Origin of the sequence: Microbacterium salsuginis (assembly GCF_012524205.1) — a bacterium.
Lineage (GTDB): Bacteria > Actinomycetota > Actinomycetes > Actinomycetales > Microbacteriaceae > Microbacterium > Microbacterium salsuginis.
Map to the genome: position 1 here is coordinate 628,741 of NZ_JABACI010000002.1, position 12,128 is coordinate 640,868.

The 12,128-nt window shown below is 66.7% G+C and carries 8 protein-coding genes; 1 reads left to right on the forward strand and 7 read right to left on the reverse strand.

The window, feature by feature from the left end; all coding sequences use genetic code 11:
- Positions 1 to 29: 29 nt before the first annotated feature.
- From HF576_RS09955 to HF576_RS09980, 6 genes are all read right to left on the reverse strand, one after another.
- Positions 30 to 2,801, reverse strand: a complete 2,772-nt coding sequence (locus HF576_RS09955; RefSeq protein WP_168912634.1) for a glycoside hydrolase family 99-like domain-containing protein — start codon at positions 2,799 to 2,801, stop codon at positions 30 to 32.
- A gap of 98 nt (positions 2,802 to 2,899) precedes the next feature.
- Entirely contained in the window at positions 2,900 to 5,875 is a 2,976-nt protein-coding gene (locus HF576_RS09960; protein WP_168912635.1) for an alpha-mannosidase, read from the reverse strand.
- Positions 5,868 to 6,758 carry a fumarylacetoacetate hydrolase family protein gene (locus HF576_RS09965; protein WP_168912636.1) on the reverse strand — a complete coding sequence of 297 codons (891 nt, stop codon included), beginning with the start codon at positions 6,756 to 6,758 and terminating at the stop codon, positions 5,868 to 5,870. The genes HF576_RS09960 and HF576_RS09965 overlap by 8 nt, the downstream gene beginning before the upstream one ends.
- Before the next feature lie 75 nt (positions 6,759 to 6,833).
- Positions 6,834 to 8,285, reverse strand: coding sequence for an ABC transporter substrate-binding protein (locus tag HF576_RS09970; protein ID WP_168912637.1), 1,452 nt, complete (start codon positions 8,283 to 8,285; stop codon positions 6,834 to 6,836).
- Positions 8,286 to 8,328: 43 nt separating this feature from the next.
- On the reverse strand, positions 8,329 to 9,231 hold the full coding sequence (locus HF576_RS09975; RefSeq protein ID WP_205835078.1) for a carbohydrate ABC transporter permease: 903 nt from the start codon (positions 9,229 to 9,231) through the stop codon (positions 8,329 to 8,331).
- On the reverse strand, positions 9,228 to 10,178 hold the full coding sequence (locus tag HF576_RS09980; RefSeq protein ID WP_205835079.1) for an ABC transporter permease subunit: 951 nt from the start codon (positions 10,176 to 10,178) through the stop codon (positions 9,228 to 9,230). Before HF576_RS09980 ends, HF576_RS09975 begins: the two co-directional genes overlap by 4 nt.
- Positions 10,179 to 10,338: 160 nt before the next feature.
- Here HF576_RS09980 and HF576_RS09985 point away from each other — a divergent pair, with 160 nt between their 5' ends.
- The gene (locus tag HF576_RS09985; RefSeq protein WP_240948802.1) at positions 10,339 to 11,307 is read left to right on the forward strand and encodes a zinc-dependent alcohol dehydrogenase; all 969 of its coding nucleotides are present in this window, start codon (positions 10,339 to 10,341) and stop codon (positions 11,305 to 11,307) included.
- Here the strand turns inward: HF576_RS09985 and HF576_RS09990 are convergent.
- The gene (locus tag HF576_RS09990; protein ID WP_168912639.1) at positions 11,304 to 12,116 is read right to left on the reverse strand and encodes an IclR family transcriptional regulator; all 813 of its coding nucleotides are present in this window, start codon (positions 12,114 to 12,116) and stop codon (positions 11,304 to 11,306) included. The genes HF576_RS09985 and HF576_RS09990 overlap by 4 nt on opposite strands.
- Positions 12,117 to 12,128: the final 12 nt, after the last annotated feature.

The window sequence follows — 12,128 nt, forward strand, 5'->3', positions numbered from 1 at the left end:
GACACGGCAGCTGCCCCGCCCGCAGGTGTCTACCAGATCCGCAGCAGAGCGCCGTCCAGCGGATCCGACGGGGTGTACTCGGTCGGGCGGTAGGCGCGGATCGAGCTGACCCCCGCGGTGATCTCCGTCATCCGCACGCGCACCGTAAGGTGCGTCGCGTCCGCCGCGAGCTCTGCGTTGACCCAGTCGGTGACGTCGATCTCCTGAATCGTCGTCGTCGTCGTGTTGGTCGCGGGCGTCCCTGGCGCGAGGATCTTCGAGCCCGAGCTCGGCGCCGCGTACGCCGCCGAGGTGATCGCCGCCGTCGGTGCGAGATGCTCGATCACCACCTGGCCGGGCCGGATGTACTGGAACTGTGCGAGATTGAGTCGCGCGGTCGAGACCTGGTCGCGCTCCACCGACTCGAGCGGGATCGAGAACACGACGCGATACTCGATGTCGCCTCCTGCGGCCGCAGCGTTGCCCACCTGAATCCGGTCGGGACTGGCGAGCTCGACGACCCCGGTGCTTCGGATCGACGCGTCGAGCGACGCCGACGTGGACACGATCTGCTGGCGCGGCTGCACGGTCAGCGTCTCCAGGAGGAGCACGCCGCGCTCCTGTGTGTCGAACTGGAGGTCCAGCTGCTGGGGGGCGTTGAGCGTGTTCACGATCGTTACGTCGACGCGCTTCCGCTCGCGCGGCTGGAGTGTGAACGTCGCATTCGAGAGGTCGTGCGACACCCCGTCCGCCTGCTCAAGGCTGAGGCTTCCGCTGATCGGCGCATCGGAGATGTTCTGCATCCAGACCGCCGCCCGGTTCTCCTCGCCGGCGAAGGGGACGGCGACGATCTTCGCATCGACGGGCGGGATGACCGTCACCTGCACCGGCACCGTCGTCGCGAAGTCGACGTCAGCGATCGAGTATTGCACCTGCACCTCGAGGTCCTGGAGCGAGCCGCGGAGCGTCGACGGCGTCGGCAGGAGGCTGTCGAGCACGTAGTCTGTTCCGCCAGTCGCCCCCGGGGGCACCGAGAAGCTCGCCTGAGCCGTCAGGCGCTCGACCCCGAGCGGGGCGAGCTGCCACGATTCTGGGAACTCGACCGCCCAGTCGGCGGCGGCAGCGGGGAGAGTCCCGCCGCCCTCGGATCGGATCGCCAGCTCGAGAGAGACCTCCTGGCCTTCGACGACGCTGTAGTCGGACACGGCGATGTCGACGCGCACACCGTAGAGCTCGGCGACGGTCGCGCCCCACGATCCGTAGATCTCGGCGACACGAGCCGCAGCGTCAGCTGGCCATCGTGAGGGGTGCTTTTCGACATCGCCTTCGATCGCCCTCAATGTGGCGCTGATGAGCCGCACCTGCGCATCGCGGTTGGGGCGCGCGGCGTCGCGCTCGATCGACTTCTCTAGCAGGCGGAGCTGCGCCAGCAGCGCGGCGATCTGCACTCGAGACGCAGGTGCAGCCGTCGTCGCGGAGTCACGCAGCGCCTGGGTCAGGCCGACCACGTCGTCCAGTCGCGCACGCTGTCGTGCCGCGTCGAGGCCGGTTCCGAAGACCTCCCCGACCTTCGACACCCACGCGTCACCTTCCGCCTTCGTCGGCACGATCGAGTGCCCCTCGAAGAGCTCGTTCCAGCTCGCGATCACGGCCATCTTGAGGTTCGGGTCTCCGGACAGGTTCTGTTGCGGGTGACCGTCGAGGTATGACTTGGCTTCGCGGAGCATGCTGCCGAACTCGAGCGGTGTGTGCTGCTGTACCCAGCGCTCCCGGTCCGTCCGCAGGATGTTGTCCCATCCGGCGGAGATCACTGGGATGTAATCGGTCCCGTCGTCGAGGTTGTCGGCGTAGTAATCCCACACGTAGTCGTGATGGGAGCGGATCATGTTGTGATAGCTCAGGTCGCGTTGGTCGGTCCACTTGAGCGGCGCCCAGTTGTACGAGCTGAAGAAGTCGTACACCTCGTCGTCCTGGTCATGAGCACCGACGTATTCGCCGTCGACCCCGGGCTGCGTGAGGCCCGCGCCGAAGACGACGTCGTCGAACCCGGCGTCCTTCGCCTTCTGGCGCAGGAGGTGCACGGCGTCCGCGAGCACGGCGCGCTCCTCTGGAACACCGGCGAGCTGGTGCGGATTCAGGTTCGTCCGTGTTCCTGTGCTGAAGTCAACCTGCAGGCTCTGGACGTCGAAGGTGCTGATCACCGGCTTGTTGTCGACCTTCAGGTACTGGGGATCGGCGAAGAGCTCGACCCACGCATCGGTCATCGTGTCCCATTCGGCCGCGCGGACCGCTTCGAACTGCGACTGGGTCATGCCCGGCGTCTTCAGCGACGAGATGTCGAACGGGGCGTGATTCGCCCAGATGAGCGAGAACTGCATCGCCGACTTCTCGGGCGAGGTGCGGAAGAGATCCAACCCGTTGTGGAGCCCGTAGCTTCCGCCTTGGCCCATGCCGCCTTCGCGATCGTCGAGATTCGGTCGATCGGGGAACCAGTCGAAGACAAAGTAGTCCAGCCCGTTGGAGCTCGCGTCCACTATCTGCTGATCCATGACCGATTGGCTGTCGTCATACCACCCGTAGGCCGGCTCCCGTTCGGGTGCGTCGAGCCGCCAGTCCCGGCCTCCGTTGATCAACGGATTGGAGAAATGGCGGTTGGGCTCCTCGTACCAGCCAGAAAAGTAGTAGGCGCCGATGAGGTAGTCGTTCCCTCCTGAGACGCCTGCGGAGTCCGGGCTCGGTGGCGCCGCAAGGGTGGGCAGTGGTGCCAGCACCATCGCAGTCGCGATGGTGAGGCCGGCGAGTCCCTTAGTGGTGATCTTCATCGTTCATCCCGTTCGGTTCACGTGGGCGTGCGCTCCATCACGCACGCTCTTGCAAGCTACAGGGATGTGTAGGTGAATTCAATATTTGGGTCTCTTGTTCAATATGTCGAATTTCCATGCTTGGACAACCGAAGAGTGACCAGCTCGAAGGGGCGGATATCCAGGCTCAGCTCGGCGCCGTCTAGGCATACCGGCGACCCGGGCAGTTCACGCTCCAGAAGATCGACGCGACGCACCTTCCCGGCTGGGAAGTGGAGACCGAGTCGGGCCCGCCCCCTCTCCCCGAGAGCCTCATGGAATCTGACGACGACATCCCCACTGCGGTCGTCGGCGAGCTTCACCGCCGAGACGACGATTCCGGGATCCATCGAGGAGACGAGCCGCGCCGCGGGCGGGATCGGTTCGATCGAGAGGCCCTCCAGCCGATCCGCCTCCCGCATCGCGTCGGCGATCCCATCCGCCGAGGAAAGGGAGACCGCGAACGCGTGCTCACCCTGATCGGTCGTCGGATCCGGGAAGCGAGGAGATCGGAGAAGCGACAGCCCAACCTCGATCGTCGACCCGCCGCCGTCGCGCGTATGCCGGGAGACGTCGTGGCCGTAGATCGCGTCGTTGCAGACGGCGATGCCCTGCCCCGGCATCCCGATCCAGGCGAACCGATGAGCAGGGACCTCGAACTTCGCGCGATCCCAGGAAGTGTTGCGCACTGCGGGTCGGTCGAGGTAGCCGAACTGCGTGCCGAACGACACCGACTCGGCCTTCACGTCGAGCGCGAAGGCGAGCTTCAATAGCTTCCGGGACTCGGCCCAGTCGACGTGGGTGTGGAACTCGAGGGCGGCGACCCCTGCGCGGAGTGTGTACCGCTGTCGGAATCGGGAGTGGCCGAACGATCGGACGACCTCGATGGTCCGGGCCCCGTCGTCACCGGAATGAACGATCTCATCCACATCGTGCAGTTCAGCACCCACGCGTTCGACGTCGGCATCGAGCTCCCAGGCGTCGTACTCGCCGGGGGTGTCAGGATGCACGCGAAGGACCCCGAGTGGTTCGCCGGGCGCGTTCAGCTCATGCCCGGACCGCCGGTCGCGCAGTGACACCACCCATCCCCGGTGGTCGACGACGGCCTCGAGGTACTCATTGGCGAGCACGTGTCGACCCTCCTGGAAAACGGCGGATACTGGGAACGCGGCGTGCGCCGAAGGCTCCGCGGCAGGTAGGTAGCCCAGGCCTTCGTCGATGACGGCCCGGATGGTGGCCTCCGCTTCCGCGTAAGCCAGTCGCGCCTCCTTGTGCACCCATGCGATCGAGGTGCCGGGGAGGATATCGTGGAACTGCAGCAGCAGCACCCGCTGCCATGTCGCGCGCAGCAGCGCGTAGGGGTACTCCGCGCCCGTGAGGATCGCGGCGGCCGCCGCCACGTGCTCCGCCTTCTCGAGCAGACGCTCCATCGTGCGATTCCCGACCTTCATCGCCCGCTGAGTGGTGTACGTGCCGCGATGTGCTTCCAGATATAGCTCCCCCACCCAGGCGAGGTCGGCTGTGAGCTCAGCCGATGCATCCGCGAAGAACGCGGACGGAGACGAAAACCGGAGCCGGGGCAAGCCCTCGACGTCGCGCGATCGGCGACCGCTCGCGATCATCTGCCTCGTCGGACCGCCACCGCCGTCCCCGTACCCGAAGGGCACCAGCGTGTGCGTGAGACCGCCCCGAGGACGGAGCTGACTCTCCGCCCGAACCAGGTCCTCCGCTCGCAGGTCGGTGTTGTAGATGTCGACCGAGGGGATGTGCGTGAGGATCCGCGTGCCGTCGATGCCCTCCCACGCGAAGCTGCTCACCGGGATCCTATTGGTGTCGTTCCACGAGACCTTCTGGACGAGTGCACGCGCCTTGCCGGCCGCCGCGGCGATCTGCGGCAGCGCGCCCGTGTAGCCGAAGGAATCGGGGAGCCACACTTCGTCGCTCTCGATGCCGAAAGTCTCTAGGAAGTACCGGGTTCCTTCGACGAACTGCCGAACGAGGGATTCGCCCGAGGGCAAGTTGGTGTCGGATTCGACCCACATGCCGCCGACGGGAAGGAACCGCCCTTCGCGAACCCGGTCAGCCACCCTCCCGAAGAGTTCCGGATAGTCAGCCTCGACCCAGGCGAACTGCTGGGCGGAACTGGCGACGAAGGTGAACTCCGGGTCGCGCTCCATGAGGTCGAGCACGTTCGCGAAGGTCCGCGCGACCTTGCGCCGCGTTTCGCGAACCGGCCACAGCCATGCACTGTCGATGTGCGCATGCCCCACCGCGTGCAGCACCGCGGCGCTGGGCGCCGCCCGGGCGGCGAGCGCTGGGGCGAGCGCCGCCCTTGCCCTGTCGACGGTCCCGTCGAGGTCATCAGTGTCGACCACCTCCAACATCGCGCGCAGTGCACGGCAGACCTGGGCGTACCGACGGGAGTCGCGCGCGCCGACGCGGAGGATCCCTTCGAGAACCTCAATGTCCGCGATCAGCTCGGCCGGTTCTCCCGGCGCCGGCGCGACCCATGCGCCGCGGAAACGGTAGAGAGGATCCGCCGGCGCGGTTCCGAGGTCGCCGAGCGGCGTGGGCATGTTGTTGAGCTGCGCAGTCGCGCTGCCCCCCTCCGCGAAGAGGATGTTGGGGTTCGCCGACGCCTCGACGTAGAGCGTGACGGTGTCCCCCGCGCTCGCCTCGATCGTGACCCGGTCGTTCATCGGTTCGAGCGCCTTGACGATCCGGCCCCGGCCGTCCCACACGGTCGCCTCGCACTGGAAGCCGGGCCGGCTGTGATCGAACCCGATGTCGACGCGAAGCTCGAGGGCGCCCGGGAGTCCGCTCGCGTCGACGTCGACGCGGAACCAGGCCGTGCCCCATGGTCGTCCCCAAGGGGTGCCGGCGGTGACTGGCCGGAAGTCCATCTCGACGGCCTCCGACCATCCGACCGGCTCACCGGGTGCCTCCCACACCGCCACGGGAACGGGGGTCGACCCTCGATCCAGATGCGGGCGAAGGTAGTCGACCACGAGGCGCCGGACCCGGCGGAGCGTCGGTGCGAAATTGTCGTCATCCATGGCGGCGCGCGTCCCGGTAGTCCGCGGCGAGGACCACCCGCTGCTCCTGCCTGCCCAGTCCGTCGATCTCGCAGGCGACCGTGTCGCCCGGGCGAAGGTAGGGGAATCGTCCTGACAGCCCGACACCTTCGGGGGTTCCCGTGTTGATGAGGTCACCGGGCTCAAGCACCATGAATTGGCTCAGCTCGTAGACGATCCGGTTCACATCGAAGATGAGGTCCGCGGTCGATGAGTCCTGGCGGGGCTCGCCGTTGACCCAGCTCCGCAGACGGAGGTCGGTGGGAGAGAACCCGTCGGGGGTACGCAGGATCGGTCCGAGGGGATTGAACGATTCGAATGTCTTCCCCTTGCTCCACTGACCCCCAGATCGGCTCAGCTGCCAATCGCGCTCGGAGACGTCGTTGGAGATCACGAAGCCGGCGATGTGCTGCGGCGACTGCCCGGGGGAATCGAGATACCGAGCGCGCTGGCCGATCACGATCCCCAGTTCCACCTCCCAGTCCAGCGCCTCTGACTCCGGCGGAAGGGCGATCGGGTCGTCCGGTCCCGTGATCGTGTTCGGGTGCTTGAAGAAGACGACCGGCACCGTGGGAGGCTCGGCGCCCGATTCCGCGGCATGGGCCGCGTAGTTCATGCCGACGCAGACGACAGCGGCCGGCCGCACCAGGGGAGCGCCCCTCCGGACGTCGCGAAGCTCGTCCATGGTGGCGATCGCCGACAGCTCCCCTCGATGGATGGCCTGCGCCGCTCGATCGATCGACCTGACGAAGAACTCGGGATCCAGGTCGTCGCCGAGCGGCCGCAGGTCGAACACCTCGGTCGATTCCTCGACTCGGGCGACGGGGATCTCCCGCCCGGCGTCGCCGATACGGAACAGCTGCATGTCTTCTCCTCGTCACGAGGGGCCGGGCACCCGTCGGGTGCCCAGCCCCCTCGCTGCAATCGTTCGCCGAAGCGACTACTTGGTGGCCCAGTCCTCGGTCCAGCCGCCGTCTTCCGCGAGCTCGTGGGAGTTCTCGACCCACATTCCCTGAAGCTCGGTGAGCTGGTCCTGCAGCGACTTGGATCCGGTCAGCCATCCGGTGTACACGGCCTGGCCCGCCAACGCGCGCGGGATGAGGGCACGGGCCGGCACGCGGGGCGACTCGAACCATGAGCCGGTCATGAGGCCCTCGAGGCCTGGGGCCGGCTCGGCGTCCGCCAGTGCCGGAATCCCACCCGTCTCATCCAGCCAGGGCTGGATGTGCTCGGGAGCCGACGCGAACTGCAGGAACTTGACCGCCGCGTCGAGCTTCTCGCCCTCGGTGGTCGCCGGGATCATATAGCTGGTGCCGCCGACGCTCGCACCCGACTGCGCCTCACGACCTGACGAGAGCGCCGAGTCGGACTTGGTGATCGTCGGGAACGGCATCGTGCCGTATTCCCAGTCCACGTCGGTGAGGTTAGTAGCCGCGAAGTTCGACCCGAACGCGATCGCCGCCTCGCCGCCAAGGAAGTCCTCGCCGCCCGTGAACGCCGCACCGGTGCTCGTGACGCCCGACCAGTTCGGGGTGCCGCACTCGTCGAAGACCGTCTTCATGAGGGTCATGGTTTCGGCGATCTCAGGAGTGGTGGTGGCGTCGAGTGCGCCGGTCAGCACCGCGTGGGCGAACCCTTTGGCGCCGATCTGCTTCGACGTCCCGGGGCTTCCGTCGGGAGCGAAGACATTCCACTCGTCGAAGTACTTGTCCTGCAGCATCGCCCGGATAGGCGAGTACACGTAGTTCTGCGACGCGTAGCTGTTGTCTACGGCGAGCGGGATGTACCCAGCGTCCTTCAGATCTCCGCACGCCTCGATGAAGTCGTCGAAGGTCGTCGGCGGGGTGTCGATCCCCGCTTCGGCGAACGCGTCGGCGTTGTAGTAGAGGCCGCTGATGTACAGGTTGAAGGGGATGAACTCGTAGTTGCCCGCCGCGTTCCGCGCGTTGGTCGCCGTCGGTCCGAAGTAGTCGGCGTTGAACACGTCGACCCACTTCTCGTTGCCCTCGACGTACGGGTTGGGCTGATCGAGGTACTCGTCGAGCGCGACCACTTGGTCGGGAGTGTGAGGGGCCTGGTTGAAGATGAGCTCGGGTGCGGTGCCCGCCGACAGCTGTGTCGACAGGGTCGTTGCGAACTCGGCGAGCGGGAGGACGACCGTCTCGACCTTGATGTTGGGCTCGGCCTCCTCGAACGCCGCCACGAGCGCTTCCCACTCGGGGCCGAACGAACTGGGGTCGGCATTCCACTGATTCGGACCGGCGAGGGTGATGGTGACGGTGTCCTCCGGGTTGTCGCTCCCGGCGCTGCAAGCAGCGAGGCTCGCAACGGTCATAGCCGCCGCTCCCAGGATCGCACCTCCGCGCAGGTACCTCTTGGTTGTAGGGCTCATTCCTTACTCCTTTGTTCGGTGTGCTGTGTTATCGAGGGGACGCCTAGTGGGATCCCGGCAGGCCTCCCTGGATACCCGCGAGGAAATACTTGGAGAAGAAGGTGAAGAGGATAAGCAGGGGGAGGCTCGCGAGCATGTAGCCCGCGAACATGGCCCCGAAGTCGGTGCCGCTCTGGCCCTGGAAGAAGAGCAATCCGACCGAGATGGTCTTGAGGCTGTTCTGGGTGATCGTCAGGAGCGGCCAGAAGAAGTCGTTCCACACCGCGATCAGGTTGATGAGGGCCACGGTGCCGACCACCGGCAGCGACAGCGGCAGCATGATCGAGAAGAACAGTCGCCCTTGCCCCGCGCCGTCCATCCGGGCGGCGTCGAAGAGCTCCTGGGGGATTCCCTCGATGAAGGTCTTCATGAGGATCGTCCCGAGGACCACGCCGGCAGCGATGTACGGGATGACGAGCACCGGAAAGGTGTTGAGCATGCCCAGGTCCCGCGCCAGGACGAATCTAGGGATCAGGGCGGCGATGCTCGGCACCATGAGGAGCGCGACCACCATCAGGAAGAAGAACTGTCGCCCGGGAAAAGTGAAGCGCGCCAGCACATACCCGCTCAGGAGACTGAGGAAGAGGATCCCGACGACGGAGACGGCGGCGACGAGGAACGTCATCAGTAGGTAAGGGGCGACCTGCTCGAAGGCCTTCGCGTAGTTCTCCAGGTTCAGCGGCCACGCGGGCAGCCAGTACTGCTCGGCGAATTGCTCCTTCGACTTGAACGACGTCAGCAGCATGAAGATGTACGGGAAGAACGCGACAAACACGATGGCGCTCAGCGCGAGGTTGATCCCGATCTGCATCCGCCTGCGCCGGGGGCGCCGTCCGCGGCGCGGCGGCTCCACCGCGGTCGCCAGCGCGGCAGCGGGGATCACGGGACTCTCGGCATGAATGGTCATTTCCGTCCTCGTACGTTCGAGATCGAGTCCCTCTTTCCCGCCAGCGCCGCGATCGCACTGAACACGAGGGTGAGCAGGAAGAGGGTCGTCGAGAGGGCCGCGGCGTAGCCCCAGTCCTGCCCCTGGAATGCGACGTTCAGCATCCGGAGGACGGGGACCATCGTGGCGTTGTCCGGCCCCCCGGCCGTGAGCAGGTATGCGACAAATCCGTACTGGAGCGTGTTGATGATCGTGAGGACGATCAGCAAGCGCACCTGCGTCGCCATGAGCGGCAGGTCGATGCTCCAGAACCGGCGGAGCCTGCCGACGCCGTCGAGATCGGCGGCCTCGAAGACCTCCTTGGGGATGTTCTGGAGGGTCGAGTAAAAGATGAGGAACTGAAGCCCGGCCACGAACGGGAAGCCGACGAAGAGCAAGGCGATGAGCGCGATGGACGGGTCTCCAAGCCAGTTCTGGGTCAGGTCGCCGAGCCCGAGCGAGGTCAGCATGGTGTTGATGACGCCGTCGTTGGGGTGGTACATGAACGACCACACGAGGGCGGTCACGACCCCCGGGAATGCCATGGGCGCGATGAGAAGCGTTCGGAACACGAATGCGGCGCGGGCGCTGCGCAGGCTGATCAGCAGCTCGGCGGCGAGCAGGGGGAATAGCCAGGACGCGATGGCGAACACGAAGATGGCGCCCAGCACGCGGAACGACTGCCACCAGATCTGGTCGCCGAACATCTTGGTGTAGTTGTCGACGCCGATGAACTCCGATTCGCCACCGGGGTTCCAGTCGAAGAACGAGTACCAGATCCCGCTGATGGCCGGGTAGTACTCGACCACGCCGAGGACCAGTGCCAGGGGCAGCAGTGCCAGGTAAAGGGGAACGAACGAGCGCCATCGCGGTCGGCGTCGCAGCCGCGGCTCCTCCCGACTGTCGACTTCAGCGACGCTGCTGGTCACCGGCACCTTCCCTTCGCTCCGTTGCGCTCCACGCTCTCACGTGGGCTCCGAGATTCTTCTGCCAGTGTAACATCAGTTCAACACCGTAAATAACAGTTCCAAATATCGAACAGATGGGCAAGTAAGAATGCGAGCACTGGTGCTCCAAGAATTCGGCCGAATGGGCGTCGAAGAGCGGCCGAAACCTGTCGCCGGAAACGGGGAGGTCCTCATCCGCACGATCGCGACCGGCATCTGCGGTTCCGACATCCACGGGTACACGGGTCACAACGGCAGGCGACACCCGGGGCAGGTGATGGGCCACGAGACGGTCGGCGTCGTCGCGCAGCACGGCCCAGGTACCGACTCCGCGATCCCGCTGGGCACCGTGGTCACCGTGAACCCCCAGCTTCGGGCCGGGCCCGACGGTCGAGCCCGGGTATTGGGTGTGAACCCCGAGATCTCCAGCGCGTTCGCCGAGTTCTTCGTGGTGCCGGTGGAGAACGTGATCGCCCTCCCGCCCGGGATGACCGTCGAGCACGGTGCGCTCGTCGAGCCGCTCGCCGTCGGATTCCATGCCGCACGGCGCGGTGGGGTCACGGCGGGATCGAGGGTGCTCGTCATCGGAGCGGGGCCGATCGGCCTCGCATGCGTGATCGCCGCACGCCGGCTCGGTGCCACACACGTGATCGTCAGCGAACCGGTGGCGCAGCGGCGATCGCGCGCCGAGCAGCTCGACGCGACCGTCGTCGACCCCACCGTCGACGACGTGGCGGAGACCTGCCGGCGGGAGGGAGGCGTGGATGTCGCGATCGACGCCGTCGGGAGCGCGACGACGATCGCGACCGCGCTCGAGTCAGTGTCGTCTGGTGGAATCGTCTCCCTCGTCGGGATGGCGTCGCCCATGATCCAGCTGCCCGCGTACGCCATCTCGGTGTCTGAGCGGACGATCGTCGGCTCCTTCTGCTACACGGCCGACGAGTTCCGGGAGACGACGGAGTGGGCGGCCGGAGAGCCGGCGCTGCTCGACCGGCTGATCGACGATCGGGTCTCCTTCGACGAGGCCGATGCCGCGTTCACCGCTCTGGCGGGGGACGACGCGTCGTCCACTTCGAAAGTGCTCGTGTACGCGGGCGGACTGCCCCGCTAGCCGCGCCCGATGACCGCATGGCTGGCGCCGAGCCGGCGCGAAACCTCGGCGGCCGCTTGCAGCAGGGCGCGCCGCGCATGCTCCGACTCCGCGGCGAACCGCTCGACCGGGAAGCTGACCGACATCGCACCGACCACCGCGTCATCCTCGTCGCGGATCGGCACCGCCACACACCAGATCCCCGGGACGTACTCGCCGTGATCCTCGACCCATCCTTGGCTTCGCGCCTCCTCCAGCCGCATCTCGAGGTCGCGGACGGTGGCGAGCGTCGTAGAGGTGAAGACGTCCAGCTTGTCGTCGGGGTAGAGCGCCGTGATCTGTTCCGTCGTCAGTCCGCTCAGCAGCGCCTTCCCGAGCCCGGTGGCATGTGCGGGCAGTCGCGCCCCGACGGGCTGGTCGAAGATGAGCGGATGCGTTCCGGAGCTCTTGGCGACGCAGAGGTTGTCGGTGTCGACGAGCACCGACAGCCGCACGGTCTCGCCGAGCAGATCCCTGAGCGAGTCCATGACCGGCTGCGCGCGCTGGGTCAGCGGCTTCAGCGTGACGTAGGCGTGACCGATCTCCCACGCCCGGACGCCGAGGCTGAACTCGCGCGTGCGGGGGTTGCGCTCGAGCCAGCCGGTGCGCGTGAGGCTGCCGAGCAGGTTGTGCGCGCTGGACTTGGGGATCCCCAGCTTGTCGGCGATGTCGGTCAACCGGAGCCGTCCCCCGGACGCCGCGGCGAGCTCGAGCACGCTGAGGGCTCGCTCGACGGCCCGGCCGCCGGCCGGCGAGTCGAGCTGTTCCGAATTCGGGCCTGTTGGTTCCATATACCGAACACT